The following is a 26,233-nucleotide window of genomic DNA, read 5'->3' as shown; positions in this document are numbered from 1 at the left end:
ATCTAGGCTGGCTTGTTTTTACATTGCTTAATCGCATTTTCTAGCAGTTCAAGTGCGCTGCTATGACACTCGACTAATTGTGCATCACTTTTCTCAAGCGCCGTTACACGTTCGCCCCATTTTATATGCCCAGCGCCCCAAGTTAAGCCAGCACCAAAAGCGGCTAATAACAGGTTATCACCTGGTTTAACTTTTCCTTGCTCTAAAGCTTCACACAACGCAATAGGTACCGTGGCGGCAGAAGTATTACCGTAATGCTGGATATTGATAAATGCTTTATCTTGGCTGATACCAGAAAGGTCACATAGTGTCTGGATAATGCGCAGATTCGCTTGGTGTGGGATCACCACATCAACTTGCTCGGTAGAAAGTTGGCTGCGAGCCAACACATTCTGCGCTGCGGCTCCCATGCCTTTTACTGCTCGTTTGAAAATTTCTTTACCAACGAACTTGAAATCCCAATAGCCATTATCTGCGGCAAATCGATCCATTGATGTACCAAACTTTGGTACCGCCAAAATATCACGACCTTGCGAATCACAGCCCAACTGAGCGTGCTGTAAACCAACTGGATGATCAGTCTTACTCATGACCACTGCACCTGCGCCATCACCAAATAATACCGCGGTGTCGCGTTGCGTCCAGTCGATATAAAAGGAAAGGCGCTCGGCGCCAATCACTAGTGCATGCTTGTAGTTACCCGCCTGAATAAGTCGAGTGGCAGTTTCCAAGCCATAAACAAAGCCAGTACATGCTGCATTGAGATCAAAAGCTGCGGAACCTTGAATAGCCAAGTTTTGCGACACTTTTGATGCAGTATTAGGGATTAACGAGTCAGGTGAGCACGTTGCGACAATAATGACATCAATATCTTGAGCAGTAATACCAGCGCAAGCAATAGCGTGCTGGGCAGCGACGGTTGCCATATCCGAAGTTTCGACATGGCTAATTCGGCGGTTTTCGATGCCGGTTCGAGTTCGGATCCATTCATCTGATGTTTCGATAATTGTACTGAGATCATCGTTAGAGAGTGTCGCGGGTGGCAGGCACTTACCCCAACCAGTAATTTCTGCGTAAGAATTGGTCATTCGTAGCCTTTATGTTTTCTTATTTTATCGTCGATAGTATAACTATAGCGAATGAGGCTCAAGTCACTGTAAATCTGTGTTTTCAATTACTGTGACTGGGTGAAGAAAACCAAAACCAATAAGAGAGAAAGTCATGTCAACATTCAACACTCGTTGTCCTTCTTGCCAAGGTATCAACCGCGTGCCAAACGAGCGTGTCTCTGAAAGCCCTGTTTGTGGAAAGTGCCAGCATCCACTGCTGGATGGAAAACCGATTGAAGGAACAGAATTAAATTTCACCACTTTACTAAAAAGTGAGCAACCTGTTGTGGTCGATTTCTGGGCTCCGTGGTGCAATCCGTGTGTCGGTTTCGCGTCAATTTTTGAGCAAGTGGCTGAAGAGCATTCTGGAAGGATTCGTTTTGTAAAAATTGACACAGAAGCTCAACAAAATCTAGCCGCTCAACATCAGATTCGAAGCATTCCAACCATCATGGTCTTCAAAGACGGGAAAAGAGTCGACGTTATTAACGGCGCACTACCAAAAAGTCAGTTTTCACAATGGTTAATAGAAGCTATCAATAAATAGTTTTATACCCGTCATACTTGAAGTTGCAGCGGTGTTGGCTGTGCTCGTGCGCCCCAATCACATAGTTCACCTATGCTCATGGGGCTTTCTTACTTGCCGCCTACCTGCATCTTCAAGTTTCTTGGTTATATGCAGTTAAAGTCGGAAATTTGCATGAATTTTCGACTTTTTAAATATAAATATACACGCTTCACTTTCATAAATTTTTCTTGTCGTAAAGAGCAAAACATTTCATTTTACCGCTGTTTAAAAAATCCCCATAGTCGCGCCCATAAATTACCTGTTCCTTCACTTATTCCTAGAGGCTACGACATTGGAAAACACTCTTGCTACTGCCCAAAAAGCTCGCATTTCAGTCCCTGTGATTGCGCTTGCTCTATATGCGGTTGCTTCTGGCTACTTAATGAGCTTGATCCCGCTAATGCTTCCACACTATGGTTTGGAAAGTTCGCTAGCGAGTTGGCTTGCCAGTGTGTTTTATGCCGGTCTATTAACTGGTGCAATGATATTCGAGCCAATCGTGAACAAAGTTGGTCATCGTCACGCCTTTATTTGCTGCTTGATTGCGTTTATCGCCACTATCGTTGTTTTACCGACTGTGGTGTATTCATCTGCTTGGCTGGTTTCACGCTTTATTGCAGGTGTGGCTGTGGCGGGTGTATTCGTTATTGTAGAGTCTTGGTTACTTCACGGAGACGAAAGCGCGCGTGCAAAACGACTCGGTCTGTACATGGGTTCACTATATGGTGGTAGCTCGCTTGGTCAGTTAGGTATCGGCTTTCTCGGTATAACTGGCACAATTCCATTTATGGCGATCTTTGCGCTACTAACATTGGCAATTTTAGTACTTATGTTTGGACGTACTGACCAACCAGAAGAAGGTCAAAGTAGCTCATTGTCACTTAAACAGATCAGCAAGCTTAACCATGCTGCAATCATTGGTTGTATTGTCTCGGGTCTGACACTGGGTTCCATTTACGGATTAATGCCATTAGAGCTTCACAACCGTGGCATTTCTAATGAAAATTTAGGTAGCCTAATGGCGCTGATCATTCTTGGCGGTATGGCCGTGCAACCGATAGTACCATTACTATCAAAGTATCTTGGTCGCACTCTATTAATGGCGATGTTCTGTATGCTAGGTGTTGCCGCCATTAGCATTGCAGCGACTAATGAAGGCATTCATGCATTGGGGGTTAGTCTCTTTATACTTGGGATGGCTGCATTTGCGCTTTATCCTGTAGCGATCAATTTAGGTTGTGACAAACTAGACCCTTCCTACATAGTGTCGGTCACGCAGGTCATGCTATTCAGCTACAGTATTGGCTCAGTGGCAGGTCCGATTTTGGCCGATAGCTTTATGTTGGGTGAACAAGGTCTACTGGGCTATTTATTCGCAGCGCTAATTGCAACCTGCCTTTACATGCTGATCGCAAGTATCAAAACCAAACGCCAAGCTATGGCTGGCGAGTAATCATATTTCCATTGAATAAGGGAGCATCATGCTCCCTTACTTTTTATCCGCAAATGCCGATTTGATTGATTCGCTGCAGGTTTGGCATCTGGTGCCGGACGTCTTTCATGAATCAAATGGCGAATCGCGAGTATTGGATGGGGTAATAGCATTCTCGGTCCAGAATATCGCATGACCACTTTCATCTCTGCTTTAGGCTCGGGTTTGTAGCAGTGAATTGGGCAGCGATTGCAGGTGGGTTTGTTCTGCCCATACGGACATCGATCTAAACGCACTTCTGCATACGCGAGTAACTCAAGACATTGTTGGCATAACGCCTCTTCTCCTACCCTTTGATGGTGCTGCTTACAATAGATCTCCATCATATACGCAACGGTTTTATATTCCTTAAACAGCTCGCCAGACAACATTTCGGATTTTGGATTCAACGGTTTTGGATTGGGCATAGGTAAGTGCACTGTATATCAATAACCGCTCTATCATAGCATTGCTTGCTTATTGGCTAGAACCTTTCTTCTACAGAGCTTAAATCATAATTAGCCCGTGATTAAGCAGGCATACTTGGGGAGTTGAGCTTTAACGCTATACTTTTCGTATACAGATCAAGTTCGATGCTGCTCGATGGTGTAGGTAGGTTTTATGCGACACTTTTATGTTTTAACTCTCGCGCTACTCTTTTCTGGATGGGCCGTTGGCTACCCAAATAGCGGACAGCTTTTGCCTCACCGCAGTGTGATATACTTTGCTCCAACGCAAGATGAGCATGTCGAACAATTTAAACTTGATACCTTACTAAATGATTGTGCCCTTTTGTCGCGTGACATCGTCACAATCATTATTACACATGATGGTTATACGCGACCAGATTGGCTAGAAAAGCAATTCGATCTCGCGACACTTTTCAGCCTCTATCGCGTCAATCCAAGTGAGCACACTGCCATCTTAATTGGTAAAGATGGCACTGAGAAAATGCGCTGGGGGAAACTCACAGATTGGCACGAGTTGACACAGACTATCGACAAAATGCCACTACGGCAGCGAGAAATGAACAACAAAAAAGATCCATGCTCTATTTGACCAGACCAATAACGACGTTCATAGAGCATAGAGGGTTAATCACCTACATAAAAATTTAGGCATTATAACGATTGGCTGACCCGTTTGATTGCTGCGTCTAAACCACTATTTAACGCAATAACCAGCGCTTGATACCCTTCTTGGTCAAGAGCTATATGCTGCTTGAAGCTTCCACCTTTTACAATGATGCCATGCTGATCAACCAACATCCAATTCCCTTCAACCAGCGCATTGCCAGAGTAGCTACCATTAAATTTATCAACTTGTACAAGAAGCTTATCGCTTTCACTTAGATCTAAAGCTGAATTGAGTACAACGGGCCAGTAACTGCTCTGGTTTGCTGCAAGGATCTCAATCACCTTTGCTTCCAGCTGTTGAGCTATATCTGTTGCCCAGACGTTCTGTTTTGCTTGCACAACTTGCGTCATCGATGATTGATACACAATGCCGCTAACATCGAGATATGATGCCAGCTCCACTTCAACCAATAACAACGGTGCGTCTTGCTGCGCTACTTTCTCTTGATATAAATCTGGCAGTAAGTATTGCTGTGTTTGACTAAGGTCTTGAGTGCTGCAACCAGCTAAAAGCAATAACCAAGTAATCAATAACTTTCTCATTGGGCTGTTCCTTTAACAGGCATTGGATCTGAACGATTATCTTCTCCAAAGATCAATATATCGGGCTTTTGGTCAATTTTCTTCAATACTGGCTGTAATGCTTTCATTGTTTTCTCTAACTCAGCTAATGAACCGTCGAGATTTTGATAGACGCTCGACGTTGAATTAAAGCTATCCAATGTGCGTTGTAGCTCCCGCAAACTTTGCTTGATTTCTGCAGGTAATGCTTGCGTATCATCACGCTCAACCACTGTTCGTATGCTATTCATTGTTTTCTCAGCGGCAATCAAAGTGTTCTCAAGTTCAGCGAGAGAGCGATTGAGGGTGGCGACACTGTCTCCCAACGGTAGTTCACTAAGATTATTGAGGATTTCCATCATCTTAGTCTGAACTTGTGCCAACTCGCTCTGCATTGATGGGAACACGGTATAGTCATCAATTTCTTCAACAATGTATTGGCTATCTGGCTCCACATAATCCAATTCAACATACAGAGCCCCAGTTAGCAGGCTACCAGTGTTTAGTTTGGCGCGCAGACCGTTAGCAAACTCTTGTTTGATCAACTGCAACAGTTGCTCATTTGTCACTGACTCACCATGTTCAAAAATTCGTCTTGGTTCCAACTTTATCTGAACACCTAGCTTCGGAACTTCAAAACCATCATCAAGCTTGGCTCTCTTCCAAGGCACCTTTGTGACTGTGCCTATTTTAAGCCCTCTAAACTCAACCGGCGCCCCTACTTTAAGGCCACGTAATGAATCGGAAAACATGATAACGAACTTGAGCGATTGACGATAAATACCTTCCTCTGCATCGCTTTGGTCATCATACAAATCGAATTCGTGGTAATCCTGTGCAATTACAATTCCCGGATTTTCTCTCTCTAGAGTGCCAAAGCTAACCCCACCACTGAGCAATGATTCAATCGAATCAATTCTAACTTTAAAACCTTCTGCATTTAACTGGAGATCCACTCCGGAGTTGAGCCAAAACTGGCTAGCCGTACGCACGAGTTGATCAAACGGTTTAAAGATAAATAACTGATATTGCGCGATACGTTTATCGACATCAATCGTCACATTCTCTACACGACCCGCCGTAAATCCTTGGTATATAACCGGATCACCAACAGTGAGCTGCCCTGCTAATGGGTGATTAAGTACCACTCGAATACCTTCGGCGTTAGGTGGCGCGACAGGGGGGATATCCAACACATCAAAGCGGGTTTTCCGAACCTCAGACTTGCCTGGCTGCAACTGTAAATAAGCCCCTGAAAGTAAGGTTTCCAAACCAGAAATACCTTCTTTACCAACACGAGGTTCTACAATCCAAAATAGACTGTCTTCACGGAGCATACGCTCCGCATCTTTGTCCATTTGAGCTTTAACGATAATGTGCTCATAATCTTTGCCCAGCTTGACATCAGTCACCACGCCCACTTTTACATTAAGCGATTTTATTTGAGTTTTCCCAACCTCAATACCTGATGCATCAGACATGATTAAAGTCACTTCAGGTCCGGTACTACTTATGTACTCAAACAGCATCCAAACACCGATTGCGAGCGCAACCAATGGAACTAACCATATAGCTGAGAGATTCGAGCGAGCACTTACATTCGCTCGAATATCGCTTTGTTCACTCATTTTATTTGAACTCCTTTAGAGCACTACCGTTACTCCAGATGCTTCTGGAATCGAACGAAATCGCGGAAAGCATGGTGAGAATAACCACAGCCGCAAATGATAAAGAGGCAGGTCCTGGTGTAATCGCCATCAGATTTTGCAATTGAACCAGTGCAACTAAGATGGCGACGACAAAAATGTCGATCATTGACCACCTGCCGATAAACTCTGTCAGACGATACAGCTTTTGACGCTTTATTGATTGAGCATACAGCAAGGAATGTCCTCGCTTGGCATTCCAGTACATCCACGCCAATGCGATCATTTTCGCCATCGGAATAAGCACACTGGCAATAAAAATCACCAACGCTATCGGGTACGAGCCTAATTGCCAAAGCAGTATGACGCCACCCATGATGGTTGAGGGGGCTTCGCTACCTAAACTCACCGTATACATAATTGGGTACAAGTTTGCAGGAAAATAGAAAATGATCGCAGCGAATAAATACGCCCACGATTTTTGTAAACTCAGATCGAGATCATAAGGCTTTAATACACTGCCACAACGCAAGCACCGCTGTTTTTTTACGCCACTTACCTTGTTAATTTGATGACATGAATCACAGCCAATATGATGCCCTGACAAATGATCTTGCCCAGCAACAACGCCCTCGATAGGAGCAACCGGTGCGAGTTGATTCCAAATCCAAAATCGGTCAACCAGAGATATCGTTTTGACCACCAACATAGTGTAAACACAGAACGCCCAAAATGAGTTGCCCATTCCTATTTCAGCCATGGCCGAAATTTTAATCAAACTGATCAACACACCAATGAGGAAAACGTCTGTCATTAGCCAAGGTTCTACCTTAAACAGCCATTTGCAGATCATTATTAACTTAGAAGATGGTTGAATAGTTTTGACTATAGTGTTCTTGCGCCAAATTCGAAAATATAAGCAACTCATCGCTACCAAATATATCGCCGGCAGAACGATCACTGTAAACAACAGTAATAGCGCTAATGCGCTTTGCTCGAAGGCCTCCAACATTGCAACGGTATTAATTAGGTATATTTCTTGAGTGAGCCCTTTGACACTAAAGGACATAAACGGAAAGGATAAACTAATAATCAGCATGACTAAGCATGCGCTCGAATAGGCAATCATTCTTTGACACGGTTGAATGCTAACACTTGAAAGAGTGTGCATGCATCTCGGGCATTTGCCCGCTTGTCCTTCTTGAAGGATCGGAAGTTCGCTGACTAATCCACACTCTTCACATGCTATCAGCTGACTTTGTTGATTTTTATTTGTCTGCACGACACTCTCACCATTTCATAACCCATCGACTGTAATTTTAGTTCGATAGACAACATTTACCTTCGCATTCGGCACTACAAGTCGTTTTAACTCAAAAGACAGTCAGAATAAACGGCGTATTTGCTGAACATTGCATCTTGGTGTGGGGTGCTAAAAGGTAAGATGGGTTGATGACAAAAATAAGATTATTGTTTTTATATTTGGATTGTAACTAAGAGAAGAGATAGAAAATGGAGGCGCCTCCCGGAGTCGAACCGAGGTCCACGGATTTGCAATCCGCTGCATAGCCACTCTGCCAAGGCGCCTTTAGGTACCAATCAATACTGCGTGTTGAGTAAAGAATGGAGCGACACATCGGGTTCGAACCGATGACCTCAACCTTGGCAAGGTTGCGCTCTACCAACTGAGCTAGTGTCGCATTTTTTATACTTTCTTGCTTTATTAAGCAACAAGTTAGATGGTGCCCCGGGCCGGACTTGAACCGGCACAGCGCGAACGCCGAGGGATTTTAAATCCCTTGTGTCTACCAATTCCACCACCAGGGCAACGCAATCATGCGATGGAGACACCATCAATCCTTACGAGCTTTGTCGTGAGAACGAGGCGTACTTTACCGGAATAATCCTAACCGTCAACATTATTCTCTTAAATATCAACCGTATGATTATTTTACGCTCATAGCGATCATGTTTTGCTCTTTAGAGCGCAACTTTTAACCACCCATAATGATAATCAGGCGAAGCCCCGCTCCAATGAGCGCACGATTTGACATACCTGATGTGTCAGAACGATACGTTCTACCATCAAAAACACAATTTTATATGTGACTAAATTTTAATGAATAAAACACTCTCCATTCTGTTATTGTTACAATTAATAATAAAATGTAGCCTATTTATTCTTTTATTCATAAATAGGTCATCATGTTGATTTATATCATATCGTCAATAGCTTAACGCTTCTTATGATAGTAAATGAATAATAAAAACATCCGCTTGTTTTGCTACTAATTTATGGATTGGATATGAAGAAGAACCGCGCTACCGACTCAACACACGACGCACACTTAAATAAAGGATACAGCCATTCCGTCAACCTTATTTCGACAACAGATCCATCAAGCTATGTGACTTATGCTAACCACGATTTTTGCGACATCGCTGGTTACCGCGAAGAAGAACTCATTGGTAAACCTCATAATGTCGTTCGTCATAAAGACATGCCTAAGGCCGCATTTGAACAAATGTGGAGCTATTTAAAAGCAGGCAAAAGTTGGATGGGATTGGTAAAAAACCAATGCACTGACGAACAACATTATTGGGTTTCAGCATTTGTTACACCAATTAAAGATGCTGAAGGCAATATTATTGAATTCCAATCAGTTCGCTCCAAACCCGATTCCGAGCAAGTGAATCGCGCCTCTACGTTATATAAAAAATTACGTGAAGGTAAGAAGCCAAATTTGGTTCGCCTTAATTTTCACAGCTTATTTGTTGGATTAAGTGCTTTCATACTTATTGCTGCAGTAGCTCTTTCCTTACTACAACCTCATTGGTTGAGTTTTACGATGTCAGGTTTGTCGCTTGTTCTGCTTGGTGGTCTTAGCTACCAATTGAAACGTTTTACTAAACTGCAATCCATCGCTAAGCAAGCCTACGATAACTCGCTAATGGAAAAGCTTTATACCGATAAATTTGATAGCTATTCACAAATTGAGCTTGCCCTAATGATGCGTAAAGCGGAACTGCGCGCGATCACTGGGCGAGCGACAGAAACATCTGGGCAAATTTTGATTTCAGCGGAAGATGAGTTTGGTACGATCCAAACTATGGGGCAGAGCTTAAATCAACAATGTGCCGAAACGGAACAAGTGGCGACTGCGGTTGAAGAATTAACTCAATCTATCGCTGAAGTCTCCAACGCCGCCTCAGCGGCTTCAGCAATGGCCGATGAAGCGAACCTGCACTCGAGCAACGGTTTAGCTTCTATCGAAGCAACCATCGGCGAAGTCGATATGCTGGTTCAAGAGCTGAGTCATTCGCAAAATATTATCAATCGCTTGGCGCAAGACACGCAAAAAATTGATGGTATTCTTGAGGTGATTTCGGTTATTTCAGATCAAACGAACTTGCTGGCACTGAATGCCGCAATTGAAGCCGCTCGCGCCGGTGAGGCAGGTCGCGGTTTTGCTGTAGTTGCAGATGAAGTGCGTAACTTGGCTTCTAAAACTGGCTCTTCTGCTAGCGAGATCCACTCAATGATCCGTCAACTACAAGAGACGGCTGAGAGTGCGGTCAATGCCATGGACAAAGGCATCGATCTTTCTGAGCGCTGTAAAGTTCGTGCTGATGAAACCGGCGGAATGCTACGCAACATTTCAAATCAGCTAGATAATGTTAATGATAGCAGCCACCAGATTGCAGCAGCAGTAGAAGAACAAGCCGCTGTAACTCAAGAGATTAATCGCAATATTGTCAATATTAAGCAACTCGCAGACGAAACTTCAATGACCTCTCATAGTTCAATTGATCGAACGCGCGAACTGGTTGACAGCATTGAAGCTCTACAACGTTTAATGGAGCAATTCCAAAGCAAAGAAAAAGCATAACGGAATAAACAAGGGGGCGTCTTTGTGCTTATTAACTATTGTGATCTGATTGTTAGAAAAGAATAGAGAGTAGAATGGAGACGCCTCCCGGAGTCAAACCGAGATCCACGGATTTGCAATTCGCTGCATAGACTAAACCAACCTCACAAAATTATGGACGCTACCCCCCTGCTGTCGTAAGGTGTTCACACACATGGGATAAATTATGATGAAAAGGACACTTCATGAATCTGCAAATACCAGATAACTACCAACCACTACTGGGACTGCGCGATACAGAAGTCGCGATTAAAAAGCTCAAAGACTATTTTGAATACGCTCTCGCTTACGAGTTATATCTGACTCGCGTATCTGCACCACTGTTCGTGAAACCTGAAACTGGCTTAAACGATAATTTAAATGGCACTGAACGCCCGGTGAGTTTTGATCTTTTAGATGACAACGGCGCGAATGTTGAAGTGGTGCATTCATTGGCAAAGTGGAAGCGTATGGCATTAGGTCGCTATGGTTTCAAAACCGATGAAGGTCTTTACACTGATATGAATGCTATTCGTCGTGATGAAGAGTTTGACAATATCCATTCTATTTATGTCGACCAATGGGATTGGGAAAAAGTACTCGACAAATCTATGCGTCATGAAGATTACCTCCGCACTACGGTCGAAAAAATCTATAACGCCTTCCTGAAAACAGAAAACTACATTTACCAAGAATATCCCGTACTGCAAAAGCGTCTGCCTGCCCAGGTTACGTTTATCAGCTCTCAGGAATTGCTGGACAAATACCCTGAACTGACCCCTAAAGAACGCGAGAATGCAATCTGTGAAGAATATGGGGCGGTCTTTATTCGCAACATAGGGCACCCACTATCAAACGGGGAAAAACACGATGGCCGTGCCCCAGATTATGATGACTGGAACCTCAATGGTGACCTGTTATTCTGGAACCCAGTACTAGGTAGTGGTCTTGAACTCTCTTCGATGGGTATTCGTGTATGTGAAGACAGCCTGAAAGCACAGCTAGGCATATCTGGCTGTGAAGATCGTGCATCGCTCCCCTTCCATAGCTCGGTATTAAATAAATCACTGCCTTACACGATTGGCGGTGGTATCGGTCAATCCCGTATTTGTATGTTCTTCTTACAAAAAGCCCATATCGGTGAAGTACAATCGTCGATCTGGCCGGATACGATGATCGAAGAGTGTGAAGCTAACAACATCATCCTGCTATAAACGTTTAACTTATTGTTATTGAATAAAAAACAGTCAGATCTGCAAAATCCAAGTGTATATAATGCACTTGGATTTTTTTATGGATTTTTCTCAAGCTCTAATCGTAATTAAAGAATAGAAGCCTACCAACGTGTAACGTTCAAACAATACTGCTAGTATCTACTTAATAGCGGGAAGATGAGCCAAATTTATACGCTACATAGCCGCCGTGCTGAGTTTATCAACTATCAAATCGAGAATGGTCAAACCAAAGAAGACGTTGTGGAAACATCCCTTTATTAGTGGCACTAGAAATGAGAAAGCCCCGACCATGGAGATCGGGGCTTAAAATATGGAGGCGCCTCCCGGAGTCGAACCGAGGTCCACGGATTTGCAATCCGCTGCATAGCCACTCTGCCAAGGCGCCATAAATATTTTTGTAACAATAAGGTTAGATGGTGCCCCGGGCCGGACTTGAACCGGCACAGCGCGAACGCCGAGGGATTTTAAATCCCTTGTGTCTACCAATTCCACCACCAGGGCACACAAATCTAAATTTGTGATGGAGACACCATCTGCAAAATCGACTCTAAGTAGTCCATTTTGTTAATAATTTGAAGCGATGCTATTGAGCAAATATCGCCATTCTCTTAAAGAGAAATGGAGGCGCCTCCCGGAGTCGAACCGAGGTCCACGGATTTGCAATCCGCTGCATAGCCACTCTGCCAAGGCGCCTTAGTTGAAACGCTTAAGTTACCCACCGTTGCGTCCGAGGCACACTTTACGGATTATCGAACTAGAGTCAAACAAAAATCATAATTCACAGTTTGTTTGCTGATTATTAACGCAGATGGATGATAAATTGATCCAATTGGCCATTTTTACGCTAATGCTTCGTTGGTGGAAGGACGAACTCAATCGTAGCCTAGTGATACACGCTCAAGCTTCTTTAACCCTTTAATCACCAACTCATACGAACGACCGCATAAGTCTTGAACAAAACCATCTTCAACATCCCCCGGGTAATAAACCGTAATCCAATGGCGTTTATTGGTATGGTAACCCGGTGTAATGTCAGCGAATTGAGAAGCGAGCACCTCACCATCTTCTGGTTTTGCTTTGAGAGTGACGTACTCACGCCCTTCGCGACAAGCCAAAATTGCAAACATCTTTCCTTTGACTTTGTAGACCAGTGCGTCAGGTCCGAATGGGTAATCGGATTCAGCACCTAAAAACTCATCCAGATACTTTGCTAGTTCGTTGTTCGTCATCATTGCGTCCTTTATTCAAATTGAGATAACCAAGTAGTGAGCAACTGATTGAGTTCAGGTCGTTCAGAAGGGTTGATCTGTGCGATCAGGTTTTCCTGTAAAGCAATATGCTCACGCAAAATATTATTAATCAAGTGATACCCCGATTCAGTCAATTGCACTTTTACGCTTCTTCGATCAATTTCACTGTGGATTCGGACTATCAAACTCTTGTGTTCAAGTTTATCGAGGCGGTTGGTCATCGCTCCTGATGTCAGGATCATCGCATCAATTAGGTCGCTCGGGGTTAATGCATGAGGCGCTCCACTACGAAACAGCGACACCAGCACATCAAACTCTCCCGGCTTTAGTTCATACAATTTGTGCAGGCGGGCCATCTCACTCTCTAAATGCTTACTGATACGTAGTATTCTGCCGATGATCGCCAGAGGCTCAGTATTCAAACCTGGTACTTCACAATGCCACTGCTCGATGGCTCTTTCGATTACATCCATTCCACAATTCACGATATCTTTAAGTAAAGATACTTTACTTAAAGTAAGCAAACTTGTAAATTTACGCCTACTTATCTTTACGTAAAGATATAATTATGTCTGTTTTCTATGCCATGATCCCCGCGTTTTTTTGGGGAACCACTTATGCAGTGACTCAATTCACACTACCCGATTGGCCGCCGCTTTTGCTTGGCGCTTTACGCGCACTCCCCGCAGGGCTGTTTTTGCTGCTGGTTAAGCCTATGTGGCCCAAAGGCAAACAATGGCGTCAACTTGCCCTTTTAGGTTCTGTTAACATCGGTGTGTTCTTCGCACTGCTGTTTGTGGTCGCATTGACACTCCCTTCTGCAATTGCAGGAGTGGGCATGATGTCTATGCCTGTATTCGCCATGCTTTATCATGGAATATTCTATCGTCGTATAGCAAGCCGAACTCAAATGGTGTGTGGCGCGTTTTTAATTGTTCTAGCTTGGCTGCTATTTGACCCAAGCGAACTGTCACTTAAACCGATCGGATTACTCGCCTTGCTCTCGGCTATCTGCTGCATAATCCTTGGTAGTGATGTGACAAAACGATTGGGCGTAACCATGCATTGGTGGCAAGTGCTCACTTGGCAGCTAATTTTGGGTGGCTCAATTTTGGCTATTGCTGCCTTCGTCCACGCTCTCTTCAGCCCTGAGCAGTATATCTCTGCTATCAGTCACGTCGATCTAACCAATATCGGCGGTATGCTTTGGCTGGTGCTGCTTAATACCATATTAGGTTATGGATTATACGTCTGGCTATTGCAACGAATGAGTGTGGTCGAATTTACATTTGGCGGTATTGCTAACCCTATTGCCGGGATCGTCCTTGGGGTGTTGCTAGTAGGCGAAAGCTACACCCTTTGGCAGTATAGCTTAATGATTGGTATGATCGTGATGGCACTATTACCGCAACTTATCACTTCAATGAACGCGAACAATAATATACCCAAGTAACCTCAAGATGCTTAGTTCAGCGAGAGTTGTTAGGTTTGTAGGCAAGGCGTTGATTTGAAAATCTAGTCGATCTAAATTAAGAATCGACAACGCAGTCTGCGAACCTAACAAACTCGCCCTTCGGGAGTCTGTCACTGCAACCATTTTTGCATCAAATAACTAGGAAATAGATGGCTATTCCGCGTCGTTATTTTCCTTGAACTGGTACCAGTGACAAGACTCTGAATCCTGCATCTTGAAGTCACTTGGGTATAAATAGAGCCGCTAAAATCGCGGCTTACCATTTGCGAATTAAACGCCCTACCAAATTAGGATGGTAAGCCCAACTATGATCAAACATACCGAGTAAATCTGGGTTGCCGTACTTTGAAAGAGAAATGGCATGGAATCGATTAGAGCATTTTCTCAAATCAAGCACTTGTTGTTGAATATCTTCCACGGGCGCAGGGGCAATAAAATCTGAAATCACCACCATATCGGCATTTTTATATCGATCGCTTTTCATCAAATCAATAGTTTGAGCCAATACTGGTTCTAAGTCTGTACCACCGTGAAAACTATAACTAAGGAAATCACTCGCCTCTCTTAAACCATCTTGCTTGGTAAGCTGATAGGTGATGACTTGTGTCGAAAACAGCATCACATAACAATCTCTATCTTCCGCGAGCGCCATCTGCATCAATGCATAAGCCATCGCTTTCGCGCATTGCTCAGGAAAACCGCTCATAGAGCCCGATGCGTCGATACAAACAACAAACGGTCCTTTTTCGATCTCCGCCTTACTGTGATCGTTCTTTTGTGCTCGGACTTTACGCACGGTACGAGATTTGCCCTGTGTCTTGTAGTTCATCAAGCGCTTATCAACCAAATGCTTGTAAAAAACTACCTCCAACTCAGGATATGCGAGAAACATAGTTTCATTAGGTAGCAACTTATTGAGATCGTCTCCCTCGTGCACACCAACAATATCATCCGTCGCTTCGTCAGAGGTTTCTTCAACAACTTGCAATTCTTCATTGGGTGTACGATTGAGTTCAGGGTCATTAACTTCACTCGCCATCCGCCCAAGTTGCTCCGCAATTTGTTGTAACGTTTTGTTCTTCTTCAAAAATTCAGCGTGACGCTTCATTACGGTAAGATCAGTTTTGGTCAATTTGGCCGAAGCCATATCCCATAGACGACCCACACTGCTTTCATCACCTTCTTGCGTCACTTTCTCCATGTTTTTCATGGTTTCCATACGCTGATAAAGGTCTTTAAGTACTTTCTCTTTGTTGGCTTTAAGTTCGGTTAACTGGGCTTGTCGGATAGCGTCTGAAAGGCTTTTATACCACTGGTCACAAAAGTAATGAGGAAACATGGGGTTGGTTAAACCTTTATTTTTCTCTAGTAAGCGACGAGCTTCTAGATAAAAAGCGCTGTGCCATTCTAACTTTTTAACGACTTCAGGTGCATTTTGGAAAAACTTCGCTTCATCCCAATGAATGACTTCTTGATAGAGTGCCAATTCCTGCTGAAAGCGCTCAGTTTCACATACTTTCGTAATGCGTTTCTTCACGCTACCACGCCATTTAACTAAGTGGTTTTTTACTGATGACTTAATACCTCGATTTTCAGCCATGACCATGACTTGCGTTCGAGCCATTAAATCATTAACGGCGCTATCAATAATCCCCGAATCGGCAATCATAAGTGCGAGGTTGAGACCGTCTGCTCCTAACATAGTAACCTCCTAGGAGAAGAATTGATCAAGGTTTCTAAAGCGAAACACCGTACGTTCACACTCAACTTTAGTGGCATCAAGTTGATGCTGTAATGCCTGCAGACCTGACTCCATAACCCGTGGTAGATCAGGGTCGATAAACCCATGTGGTAATGCACCATGGAAATTTGATTTCACTTTGCGCAAATGAAATTCAGCATTTTTAAGCTGACTAAGCGCTTGCTCGGCTTTAGTTAACCATTCTTGATACAGCTCTTCATCAAGACCAAGTTTGGTTACCACCGTCACTAAGACTGCACGATTAGCAATGTCTTTGATCACGAGATTATCAGCGCCATCCATTTCGAATCGCAGCCTACATAAATTGGTATTTTGGTTAACGTAACCATACACATCTCCGCTTCCCTCTTTAATCACCCGCTCGAGCTCGTTTTTAGGCACAAACACCCAACGACTATCACCTTTCTCCGATTCAGACACCGACATGTTGCTTTGTAAGAGTACTAACTTGATCAAATCGCTCGCATTACCTACTCGGTAAGATTTCACATTTGATAAGTCATAGTGATGAACGCTCTTTTTAATTAAGCCAGTGGTCGACTCCATAGAGAGCAACATTGCAAACTTCGCTTCAAGTGCTTCTTGCACATCGACAAGCTCTTCACGACAAAAAGAGATTTGTTGTTCTACTTCTTGTTGATCAAATGCCAGGTTCAGAGCAAATTCTTTGATCACCTGCCACACAATTTCGCGCGACTCAGCGCTATTCCATAAACAGTCGCGTAACAACAACAAATCAAGTGGGTTGATTGAATCTCGACCATTAAAATATGCACTCGCTTTGAGCAGCTTAACCGCCTTCTTCCAACGTCGATCAGATACATACATGTCAGACTGAGCGAACTCTACTCCGGCTTGCTCGGCTTTTTGTTCCAATAAGAATTTAAGCTGGTAGAGCTTTTCGAATACATCATCAGTTAGGGTTAGTTCGTCGAGTTCTTTCTGCCAGAGGTGGTATTCTTGATCGGTAATGGCAAGCTCTGGTGGGATTTGAGCTTCTTGAGGAGTGCCAACGGTGAGCATGGATTTGAAGTTGTTTTTATCTTGGATTCGGTTTATAAAAATTCGCACTAACATGCGGTCATACAAGGCATCTAACCCACTGTCTTTATCCGGTAACTCATTGGATGCCGATACCAGTAATCGCATTGGCACTTGCTCAATATCGCTACCATTTTTAAAAGTTTTTTCATTAACAACGGTCAGTAGCGTATTCAATATGGCAGGGCCGGCTTTCCAAATTTCATCAAGGAAGACAACTTGCGCGGTGGGTAAATATCCTGCGGTTAACCTCACATAACGTCCATTATCTTTAAGCTCTTGGATGCTTAGTGGACCAAAAACCTCCTCTGGCGTTGAAAAGCGTGTCATTAAGTATTCGAAATAGGATGAGTTGTCAAAAGCTTGGATAAGTCGTTTGGCAATGAGACTTTTTGCAATACCCGGTGGTCCTAACAAAAACACACTTTCACCGGCCAGCGCGGCTAAGAGACACATTCTAATGGTGTCTTCTCTTTCATACACACCATCTGATAGTGCTTTCGCCAGTTTATTTATACGCTCTGATAGTAGAGCTCTGTTTGAGTAGCTCGCTTGAGACAGTATCGTCAACTCATTACTCCTTGGGAACAGGCAGTTTTAATTAATAGTTAATTATTTGTTACTATTTTGTTATATACGTAAATAACTTATAGAGCAACTCTTTATAACAGATCGTATATTTTTGAAACCATTCGAAATCTTTGTTTACAATTTGTGATATGCACCGCAACTCATTAGAAGAGAGCTTTGGTCACTTACTTTCAGTCGGCTTTCATTCCAATCAATAACTGGTTAATGTAGCGACAGTTTCTTTTAACACTCATGGCAGCAAGAGCTCAGTGATAGAAAAAAAAGTGATCCACACATGGAAGCGCATCTCTCTAATTGAAGAGAACATTGAATTACCGAACGGTAAAAAAATCACTCACACAACAATTGCCCACCCTGGTGCGGCGGTGATCTTACCGATTGACGAAGATGGCCATATCGTATTGATTAATCAATACAGACCTTCACTTAAAAAGTGGTTGCTTGAATTACCCGCAGGTACTTTGGAACATGACGAACCGATTGAAATCTGTGCAGCCCGTGAGCTTGAAGAAGAAACCGGTTATAGCGCAAAAGAGATCTATCCACTTGGTCAAGTGACGCCACTGGCTGGGTTTTGTGATGAAATACAATATCTCTTCGTTGCTAAAAAACTCAATAAAACGTCCCGATATCAATGCGACGATGATGAAGTGATAGAAGTGCTACACATATCTCTTGCCGAAGTCGAACAAATGATCATTAATGGCAGCATCAGTGATGCCAAGAGCATTGCTTGTTTAAGCAAAGCAAAGCTGTGTGGTTATCTATAGCTTTAGCTCGGGATATAAGTAGGAATAATGATGGATTTTCGTTCTGATACAGTTACTAAACCAACCGAAACCATGCGCAAAGCAATGGCAGTAGCACCTGTTGGTGATGATGTTTATGGGGATGACCCGACAGTTAATGAATTAGAGCAATGGGCAGCAGAGAGACATGGCTTTGAAGCTGCACTGTTCACCACTTCAGGTACACAAGCTAACCTTCTTGGTCTTATGGCGCATTGTGAGCGTGGCGACGAGTATTTATGTGGTCAGCAAGCGCATAACTACCGTTACGAAGCTGGCGGTGCCGCAGTGTTAGGCTCTATTCAGCCTCAACCAGTTGAAAACAATCCTGATGGCACATTGGACTTTGCTAAGTTACAAGCCGCTATCAAACCAAATGATTGCCATTTTGCACGTACTCGCCTATTGAGCCTTGAAAACACCATCAATGGTAAAGTACTGCCTTTAACTTACCTTGCAAAAGCGCGTGAATTTGTTGACCAAAATGGGCTTTCTCTTCATCTAGACGGTGCTCGTGTATACAATGCTGCGGTTGCGTTAGACGTTGATGTCAAAGAGATCGCTCAATACTTTGACTCTATGACCGTGTGTTTATCAAAAGGTCTTGCCGCGCCTGTTGGCTCGTTACTTTTGGGCAGCAAAGAGTATATTGCAAAAGCGCGTCGCTTAAGAAAGATGGTCGGCGGTGGTATGCGCCAAGCCGGTATTCTTGCTGCGGCGGGTAAACTTGCGTTAACCGAACAAGTTGATCAACTTAAGCAAGATCACAGTAACGCGAAACGTTTGGCGCAAGGTTTAAGCCAAATTAAGGGTTTCTCAGTTGACCCAGAGTTTATTCATACCAACATCGTATTTGCGAAAATTGATACCGCCATTGATGTTAAAGCATTGGTAGCACAGTTGGCTGAAGATGGCATCACGGCAACGGCTGGCAACCCAATTCGTTTTGTTACGCATAAAGACATTTCAGCGCAAGATATCGAAACTCTATTAGACAAAGTAGCAAGATACGTCTAATAACTCGGCACTTAGTGCGTATGGCTATTGAGCTTCCCCCTACGGGAAGCTTTATTATTTATGTATATAAAAACTCAACGCTATATAAGCAAAAGCAAAGCCATGCGCAAACTACTTCTAATTTCACTGCTAGCCATTAGTCCATTTATCCATGCTGAACCGTTTGGTGATGCCAAACTCGGTAAAATCAAATCCCCGAGCTGTGTTTTTTGTCATGGTTCAACAGGAAAAGCAGACAACCCAAGTTACCCTAACTTAAACGGTCAGAATGCCGAATACCTTTACCAAGCTATGATTGACTATCAACAAGGCGCACGTACAACCCCAATGGCACAGATGATGGCAGTGCAGCTAAGCGCATTAAATCAGCAAGATCTGAAAGATATTGCTGCATATTATGCTGAGCAAAAGTGACACCAACACGTCAATCCGCACTTGGAATAATAATGGGCTTACATCATTTTCGCCCAATTTTTATTGATATAGGACTTTTATCACTTAAAAATAATCCAATAAAATCATGCACTTTAAATTAAATGTGACGAATATCACTTTTTTAATTTGTCCTATCTTGCATATGGCTATAGACTCGCGCCACCCCTAACCAGTTATACGACAAATGAAAAATACTTCTTCGGTCTTTAAATGGCAATTTCTCCTTCCAAAATATTGGGGAACTCTGCTTTTAATCGCGCTTATGTACGCTCTAAGCACCCTACCATTTAAAACACAAATTATGCTCGGTAAGCGTATCGGTCGACTTGTGTTAGGGGGAATGACAAAACGCACCAATACTATCCGTAGAAACCTCGACTTGTGCTTCCCTAAGATGAGCGAACAAGAGAAAAATCGTTTAACCGTAGAGAACATCGAAAACACTGGTATTGCGCTATTTGAAACCGCAATGGCTTGGTTCTGGTCGGATAAACGCGTTAACAAACACGTGACAATTGTCGGCATGGAACAGCTTGATGAATTAGAAAAGTTAGGTAGAGGCGCATTAATGCTCGCTGTTCATTCCATGAACTTAGAGTTAGGAGCACGTGCATTCGGCATTAAAAAATCGGGCACTGGTGTTTACCGGCCTAACAGTAACGCATGTTATGACTACTTTCAGTATAACGGCCGTTCACGCTCTAACCGTACTTTGATTGATAGAAGAGACGTTAAAGGGATGATTCATGCGTTAAAAACGGGAGGGCGAGTTTGGTATGCTCCGGATCATGACTATGGCCGCCGCCGCTCAACCTTTGCGCCACTGTTCGCAGTTCAAAACGCGTGCACAACGACGGGTACAAGTTTATTGGTAAACGCGTCAGACTGCGTTGTTGTACCATTTACTATGGTTCGAGACAGCAATGATCACTACACATTGACGATTCACCCTTATTTAGATGATTACCCTAAAGAATGCGAACATCTCGCGGCGGTTTATACTAACCGCGTGATAGAAACTTCAATTATGGCAGCACCAAGTCAATATATGTGGTTACATCGACGCTTCAAAACGCGCCCAGAAGGTGAACAATGTCTATATAGCGTGTAGATAACTAGGTTTTGTTACTTACAGTCGTTATCTTGCTGTTAGTTTGATAAATTGAATTAAAGGGAAAGGTCAATCTAAGCTTGACCTTTCCCTTTATAAACAAATGGTTATTTGATTAAGGATAAAACAACTCTTCGCCTAACGCCTTGCTAAGCAGTTGCCTAGTATATTCGTGAAAGTCTCGTAAACCCTTAGGAGATTTGCTCCAGCTACCCTGCCATTGCATATGCCTAACCTCTTCATTCAAATTGCACGTCAATCGATAAGAAGCGGCATCATATACGCCCTTTTCTACTCCAGAAAAATCCTGACACACATTTTCAGCAAAAGAACGCACTTGTTTACACTGGTTGCTATCAAGTTCAGCATGATGCTCTATCAGCAAGTCCCCTTTCTGACTGCGCCTCATCAACGACAAAGTATTCGACGTACAGTTCAATGTGGTCGTCTCCACCAATGCACCACTTTTTCCACCAACTATTTGGTATTCTAGGAAAATAGAATGTCCCATCTCGGAAGCCTGATCATTACAGGCTCCCAGTAAAAACGCGGTGAATAGACAACTAAGTATACGCATTCGTTCACTTACCCTTACGGCGCCACCAAATACTCGTGGCAAACATCAACAACCAAACAAGATCGATACTTCCGCCGCCCGATTCATCTCCACGCCCAAGAGACACCTCGAGATTAACTGCTGAGCCAGCATTGACCGCAGAACCAGCGGCAATCGACTGACTCATCACAACGCCCGCCGCTACCGTTTCACTATTTGCCTCGGAGATACTGCCGACAACAAAGCCTAGCGCTTCAATTTCCGCAGTGGCATCCGCTCTCGTCATACCCACCACATTGGGCACGGTCGTTGAGCTCATAGAATTTACGTATAAACCATTTAGTAATGTCGCAGTTTCAGCATTCGTCATTAATGTAACGTTACGGAACCCAACTTCAGCACCTGCATCTATAGTGATATTTATCACGGCTTCCGTCAGCGAATTCACGGTAATATGATTAACCGTGATGCTGTCTCCAAACGACGCTGTCGTAATTCCATTGACAAAATTTGTGGTTTCTCCAGTAACCATAATATCGACGCTGTCGCTCTGTCGTACTCTATTCGGATCTAAGGTACTTAACGTTGGTACCGTGCTTTCCGGTCCAATTAATAACGCATCACGCAGTGAGTCTGTACCTGTCGAAAAATTGCGGAAACCAATCTCAGCATCGGTACCCACAGTCACCTCTAAATTCGCTTCTGTCTCACTGATTAAATTGACATCCTCAACAGCAACACCATTACCTAAACTCATAACCGTAGTCGGAGTAAAAGTCGTATTGATTGCTTGCACCTTTAATGTCGCTGACTGACCTTGTTGCAAGCGCGTCGGCGTAACACTAAGAACGGTTGAAATATTAGTCGCCTCGCCTACCGCAATAATGGAAATACCATCAGCCTGTTCGACCTCTGCTCCTACCTGCGTCTCTGTTTTGATGTCTAGCCTTGATAGTTCAGCGCTATCCGTCACTTCAATCGAAAACGATAGTAACGTGGGTGACTCAACAACCACATCCGCTACGGTTAATCCTTGCGGATCTGATCCATCCGTATTCTTTAACGCTAGCGTCGTACTGCGATCCCAGTTTGTGTTCAAGCCCGTTAAGAAAATAGTTGCGCGAGCACCACGAGGAATCGTGCTAATACTAGTAGAAACCACCGCAGGTTCAGTAGATGAACGTAAAATATTAAAAATCGTGCTGACAAACTCGCTGTCATCACCACTATTTATTTCATCGAGCTTGGCAAATGCGCCGCCAGTTTCCGCAGACACCACCGAAAATAGTTGCACAGAACTGCCTGCCAATAACGCGTAGGCATCGCTAGTGATATGAACACGGTATTGACCACCAATCGCGCTACCACCGAGACGTAAGAAATGGTCTGCTGTTGTACTTGCAGTAAATGAATTAACCAAGACCGCATCGCCAGATGTTTCAATATAACGATAAGAATACTCCCCACGCTGAACCAACTGTTCTTCTCCAGCTTCATTCAAAACGTGCATCGTAACGAACCCACCGTCTCCGGCGATATTCTGAAGCGAAATAGCGTATTCAACTCCTGCCTCAAGCGTCACCTTAAAGAAATCTAAGTCAGGGTATTCTTCAATGGTACCCACCACAGGTGAACCCACAAGGATATCGGTAGCGGAATTAATATCATCCCCGACAAAATCAAATGACTCAGAAACACTGAGAGCGTCTAACGAACCATCCGCCACAGAATCTAAGCTACTAACGCTTGATTTATCTTGCCTATCTACATTGTCACTTGCTTTAAAGGACGATGACTCACAGTCGCCTGAAAGTATCGTATTAACGGTAACTCCGCGACTACGCAGATCGGAAATAACGCTCCGAATACTCACACCTGGTTGAGACGAAGCATCGGTTGCCAATAGTATCGTCCCCCCATCAGAAACCAGCTTACTTGCTTCTAATAACCCCTGTGCACTTGCTTCTGGGCAATCACCACCACCAGAGGCCGTTAAACCCTCTACCGCAGTACGCATCGCACTTAAATCATTAGTAGTCAAACGATGAGTTACTGAATCTTTAAAGGTCAACAAGTGGATCGTGGGCGCTTCTTCACCTCCACCCAAAGAGCTTTCTAAGTTAGAGATGTACATGGAAAGCGCTTGGCTAACACCATTGATTTCCTCATACATCGATCCCGTATCGTCAATAACAAAAACGACAGGAGCTCCATCTATCACTCGAGCATCACTCCAATATTCAGTCCGGCTGCTCGGTGTCGCTGGCGTTTTGTCGCTACTACCGGTTACCACCCAATGAACTAATGAACCGGAGCTAGTTGCTGCGGCAATATCCGCTGCCGATGGCGAGTAGGTACCCGCATCTCCCACTGCAACACTGTGAGTTTCCGTAGTAAAATCACTATCAAAAAAGCGAACATAGTTGTTGTTTAATGGGTTAGTCGCCCCCGCACCATTTTTCCTCCAAGAAAAATGAGGGTTGTCATCCCAACTAACTCGATCACTCGGTGTCAGTTGTTGAGGAGATATTTTATGAATACCAAATAGTTTGCCGAACTTCGCTTTTTCTGCATTGCTTGAACTGCTTGTGAGCGCATCCCACACATCACCCATTTTAACGGCTTGAGCGGATTTCACTTTACGGAACAATTCCGTTGGAGCAATACTAATATCCTCACCATCATTTCCAGTGTCTACCAAATCCCAAAGGGTCGCCATGACAGACAACTCATCATCTTCGCCAACACCAACATCCTTTTCTAGATGATCATAAATCGATGTATCCTCTGTATCTTGGTAAACCATATCTCCTACATTCGGTATACCCAGAGCAGCAAATCCCATTTGTCGTAAACCAGATACAGCGTAAAAGGTTGGCCAACCTTCTCCCCACGCCAATCGAACCCCTAGGTCTTTACTTCCAGTGGTTTGTGAAAGGTTTGTACCGCTGCTATGAGGTCCCCCTGGATTATTCTCAAAATCATACGCATCCATCAGATAGTGTCCGTACTCATGTAAAGTCACATCCCAATCCCAACGATCCAATTGCAAAATATGCAATTCAGAACCATTGAATAGAGAGGTAGATTCTGTGGTTGGAAATCGAGTAATTACCTGCGCTGGTGCCGAACCATTTAATAACGAAATATAAGCACCACCAGCAACCAACGCATGGTGAACACTGAACGCTTGCCCTGCGGTGTCACCGTTACCTGCTGTTAAGTTGACCGTTAAAGAGCTGCCATTCGCTTGATCCTCGTGCACACTTGACTGCATATAGTAGGTGCTTGCCAATGCACTATCCGCCATAACATCTGCAACTGTTGAACGAGTAAGAATGCGCACGTATACATCTGGACCTTCAATAGCATCATCGTGATTAATTGCAGCCGAGTAATTACCAGTCGCATCAGTCATTGTGGTAGACAACAGTTGATCTGCACCGCCTTCATCATCATAAATTTCGACGGTTGCTCCCGGTAATGCATGTGTACCACCATTGCGGTCCGTCCAAATGGCTCTGCCTTGCACTGTCATTGCCACTGGCTTGAGAGTAGTGTTTGCTACGACGGTGGGGAATGCTTTTTCAACCATCTGTTCGGCGACTCTTGGCTTACTAGCTTCAAGTACCTCATTACTCTCGCTTGCTACAGCTTCAAATAATGATGATGGTTTCCCAGTTTTACGCAGCAAAATTGACGACTCTTGCGCAGCCAATTTTGCATATAAAGGACTCGCACTGTTCAGAAAAATCTGCCCTGCTACTTGCTCAGCATAAAGGTAAGAATGGCTTTGATAGAGCTCAGTACCACCATAGGCAATGCCAGTCACAGCCACATGCAGCAGACCTGAAGTCGTATTTTGATTGCTCTCAGACACAAAAGAGAGCGTTCTTTCTCCATCAGTGAGCAGTTGTTTTAGATTGACATTCAATACCCCTGATGAAGTGATTTCAACATAGAACTGATCGGCTTTGGAATAAGGAGAAAGAGACAGATCAATGTCTATCTCGTGACCAGCTACAATCTGGTCTTGGAATTGAAGAGCAATCCCGAGGTGTTTGGGCGTTGTGGCTAAAACAGGAAACCCCGTCAGTAATATGGTAATGAAAACGACTATTAGCTCCCATCGCCTCCACAAAAAACGGCTTCGCATAGCATAAATCCTTTAAAGTAATTAATCATAATTAACATTGACTTATCTACTCAGCTATTACCGATATCACTATGCTCTACTAACCAAAGTTACAATTTTCAGCTATTTTCAACAATAGTAATAAATCCAGAGAATTATGATGGACGCAGCAATGCGCGCCATGATTTCGTCAATAATCGACGACGATATGGCATTAAAAGTAAAATACGAATGCTTTAATAAGGTGCTATGAAGACTCTAGGATCGGACTCATCACTTGTTGAAAATGATATGATTAACAATATTAAAGTAGAGGCGTTCTATAAAATACGTCGCATAGATACTACCGTGTTACATCTATGACATCTGGACAAGAAAGAGGGGGGGAGCTTATTAGGGATAATGCGATATGGGTACAAACTGACAATAGCCGATATTT

The 26,233-nt window shown here is 43.6% G+C and carries 21 protein-coding genes and 6 tRNA genes; 10 read left to right on the top strand and 17 right to left on the bottom strand.

All coding sequences use genetic code 11. The features are described from left to right. Positions 1–2: 2 nt before the first annotated feature. Positions 3–1,088 (bottom strand): ketoacyl-ACP synthase III, encoded by a 1,086-nt coding sequence (locus L4C38_RS15590; RefSeq protein ID WP_428798477.1) that lies wholly within the window; start codon positions 1,086–1,088, stop codon positions 3–5. Between the two features lie 133 nt (positions 1,089–1,221). On the opposite strand from L4C38_RS15590, the gene trxC reads away from it, so the two are divergent. Continuing rightward, complete coding sequence (gene trxC, locus L4C38_RS15585; RefSeq protein ID WP_428798476.1) at positions 1,222–1,656, top strand: thioredoxin TrxC; 435 nt, start codon at positions 1,222–1,224, stop codon at positions 1,654–1,656. A gap of 313 nt (positions 1,657–1,969) precedes the next feature. Next, a complete protein-coding gene (locus tag L4C38_RS15580) occupies positions 1,970–3,130 on the top strand; it encodes an MFS transporter (protein WP_428798475.1) in 1,161 nt (386 codons plus the stop codon). A 26-nt stretch (positions 3,131–3,156) separates the two neighbouring features. On the opposite strand, the gene L4C38_RS15575 is transcribed toward L4C38_RS15580, so the two are convergent. Beyond that, a complete protein-coding gene (locus L4C38_RS15575) occupies positions 3,157–3,576 on the bottom strand; it encodes a nitrous oxide-stimulated promoter family protein (protein WP_428798474.1) in 420 nt (139 codons plus the stop codon). Between the two features lie 193 nt (positions 3,577–3,769). Between L4C38_RS15575 and L4C38_RS15570 the strand changes: the two genes are divergently transcribed. Further along, the gene (locus L4C38_RS15570) at positions 3,770–4,207 is read left to right on the top strand and encodes a DUF4174 domain-containing protein (RefSeq protein WP_428798473.1); all 438 of its coding nucleotides are present in this window, start codon (positions 3,770–3,772) and stop codon (positions 4,205–4,207) included. Positions 4,208–4,269: 62 nt separating this feature from the next. Here L4C38_RS15570 and L4C38_RS15565 read toward each other — a convergent pair whose 3' ends face one another. The 6 genes from L4C38_RS15565 to L4C38_RS15540 form a co-directional block, all read right to left on the bottom strand. Further along, a complete protein-coding gene (locus tag L4C38_RS15565; RefSeq protein ID WP_428798472.1) occupies positions 4,270–4,827 on the bottom strand; it encodes a PqiC family protein in 558 nt (185 codons plus the stop codon). Next, entirely contained in the window at positions 4,824–6,473 is a 1,650-nt protein-coding gene (gene pqiB, locus L4C38_RS15560; RefSeq protein WP_428798471.1) for an intermembrane transport protein PqiB, read from the bottom strand. Before pqiB ends, L4C38_RS15565 begins: the two co-directional genes overlap by 4 nt. 1 nt (position 6,474) lies before the next feature. Further along, entirely contained in the window at positions 6,475–7,773 is a 1,299-nt protein-coding gene (locus L4C38_RS15555; protein ID WP_428798470.1) for a PqiA/YebS family transporter subunit, read from the bottom strand. A 231-nt stretch (positions 7,774–8,004) separates the two neighbouring features. Then, positions 8,005–8,078, bottom strand: a tRNA-Cys gene (locus L4C38_RS15550). Between the two features lie 37 nt (positions 8,079–8,115). After that, positions 8,116–8,191, bottom strand: a tRNA-Gly gene (locus tag L4C38_RS15545). A 40-nt stretch (positions 8,192–8,231) separates the two neighbouring features. Then, positions 8,232–8,318 (bottom strand) — tRNA-Leu (locus L4C38_RS15540). A 479-nt stretch (positions 8,319–8,797) separates the two neighbouring features. Between L4C38_RS15540 and L4C38_RS15535 the strand changes: the two genes are divergently transcribed. Further along, positions 8,798–10,381: a methyl-accepting chemotaxis protein gene (locus L4C38_RS15535; protein ID WP_428798469.1), complete on the top strand. Its 1,584-nt coding sequence runs from the start codon at positions 8,798–8,800 to the stop codon at positions 10,379–10,381. Positions 10,382–10,605: 224 nt separating this feature from the next. Continuing rightward, complete coding sequence (gene asnA / locus L4C38_RS15530) at positions 10,606–11,613, top strand: aspartate--ammonia ligase (RefSeq protein ID WP_428798468.1); 1,008 nt, start codon at positions 10,606–10,608, stop codon at positions 11,611–11,613. Between the two features lie 332 nt (positions 11,614–11,945). Here asnA and L4C38_RS15525 read toward each other — a convergent pair. The 5 genes from L4C38_RS15525 to L4C38_RS15505 form a co-directional block, all read right to left on the bottom strand. Next, positions 11,946–12,019, bottom strand: a tRNA-Cys gene (locus L4C38_RS15525). 29 nt (positions 12,020–12,048) lie between these two features. Further along, positions 12,049–12,135: transfer RNA gene (locus tag L4C38_RS15520), tRNA-Leu, on the bottom strand. A 118-nt stretch (positions 12,136–12,253) separates the two neighbouring features. Beyond that, positions 12,254–12,327 (bottom strand) — tRNA-Cys (locus tag L4C38_RS15515). Between the two features lie 179 nt (positions 12,328–12,506). Then, entirely contained in the window at positions 12,507–12,863 is a 357-nt protein-coding gene (locus L4C38_RS15510) for an MmcQ/YjbR family DNA-binding protein (RefSeq protein WP_428798467.1), read from the bottom strand. A gap of 11 nt (positions 12,864–12,874) precedes the next feature. Then, positions 12,875–13,357, bottom strand: a complete 483-nt coding sequence (locus L4C38_RS15505) for a MarR family winged helix-turn-helix transcriptional regulator (protein ID WP_428798466.1) — start codon at positions 13,355–13,357, stop codon at positions 12,875–12,877. A gap of 95 nt (positions 13,358–13,452) precedes the next feature. Between L4C38_RS15505 and L4C38_RS15500 the strand changes: the two genes are divergently transcribed. After that, on the top strand, positions 13,453–14,337 hold the full coding sequence (locus L4C38_RS15500) for a DMT family transporter (protein ID WP_428798465.1): 885 nt from the start codon (positions 13,453–13,455) through the stop codon (positions 14,335–14,337). Between the two features lie 277 nt (positions 14,338–14,614). On the opposite strand, the gene viaA is transcribed toward L4C38_RS15500, so the two are convergent. Then, entirely contained in the window at positions 14,615–16,060 is a 1,446-nt protein-coding gene (gene viaA / locus L4C38_RS15495; protein WP_428798464.1) for an ATPase RavA stimulator ViaA, read from the bottom strand. 9 nt (positions 16,061–16,069) lie between these two features. After that, positions 16,070–17,731, bottom strand: coding sequence for an ATPase RavA domain-containing protein (locus L4C38_RS15490; protein ID WP_428798463.1), 1,662 nt, complete (start codon positions 17,729–17,731; stop codon positions 16,070–16,072). Positions 17,732–18,000: 269 nt separating this feature from the next. Here L4C38_RS15490 and L4C38_RS15485 point away from each other — a divergent pair, with 269 nt between their 5' ends. The 4 genes from L4C38_RS15485 to lpxL all read left to right on the top strand — a co-directional run bounded on the left by L4C38_RS15485 (position 18,001) and on the right by lpxL (position 21,103). Continuing rightward, entirely contained in the window at positions 18,001–18,522 is a 522-nt protein-coding gene (locus L4C38_RS15485) for an NUDIX hydrolase (protein WP_428798462.1), read from the top strand. A gap of 30 nt (positions 18,523–18,552) precedes the next feature. Next, positions 18,553–19,557 (top strand): low-specificity L-threonine aldolase, encoded by a 1,005-nt coding sequence (ltaE, locus tag L4C38_RS15480; RefSeq protein WP_428798487.1) that lies wholly within the window; start codon positions 18,553–18,555, stop codon positions 19,555–19,557. 102 nt (positions 19,558–19,659) lie between these two features. Further along, complete coding sequence (locus tag L4C38_RS15475; RefSeq protein ID WP_428798461.1) at positions 19,660–19,971, top strand: c-type cytochrome; 312 nt, start codon at positions 19,660–19,662, stop codon at positions 19,969–19,971. A gap of 205 nt (positions 19,972–20,176) precedes the next feature. Next, positions 20,177–21,103 carry an LpxL/LpxP family Kdo(2)-lipid IV(A) lauroyl/palmitoleoyl acyltransferase gene (gene lpxL / locus L4C38_RS15470; protein WP_428798460.1) on the top strand — a complete coding sequence of 309 codons (927 nt, stop codon included), beginning with the start codon at positions 20,177–20,179 and terminating at the stop codon, positions 21,101–21,103. Positions 21,104–21,218: 115 nt separating this feature from the next. On the opposite strand, the gene L4C38_RS15465 is transcribed toward lpxL, so the two are convergent. Continuing rightward, positions 21,219–21,680 (bottom strand): hypothetical protein, encoded by a 462-nt coding sequence (locus tag L4C38_RS15465; protein ID WP_428798459.1) that lies wholly within the window; start codon positions 21,678–21,680, stop codon positions 21,219–21,221. Positions 21,681–21,684: 4 nt separating this feature from the next. Beyond that, positions 21,685–25,815 (bottom strand): PASTA domain-containing protein, encoded by a 4,131-nt coding sequence (locus L4C38_RS15460; RefSeq protein WP_428798458.1) that lies wholly within the window; start codon positions 25,813–25,815, stop codon positions 21,685–21,687. Between the last annotated feature and the right edge of the window lie 418 nt (positions 25,816–26,233).

Origin of the sequence: Vibrio kasasachensis (assembly GCF_050337565.1) — a bacterium.
GTDB lineage: Bacteria > Pseudomonadota > Gammaproteobacteria > Enterobacterales > Vibrionaceae > Vibrio > Vibrio kasasachensis.
This window is presented reverse-complemented; position numbering and strand designations above follow the sequence as displayed.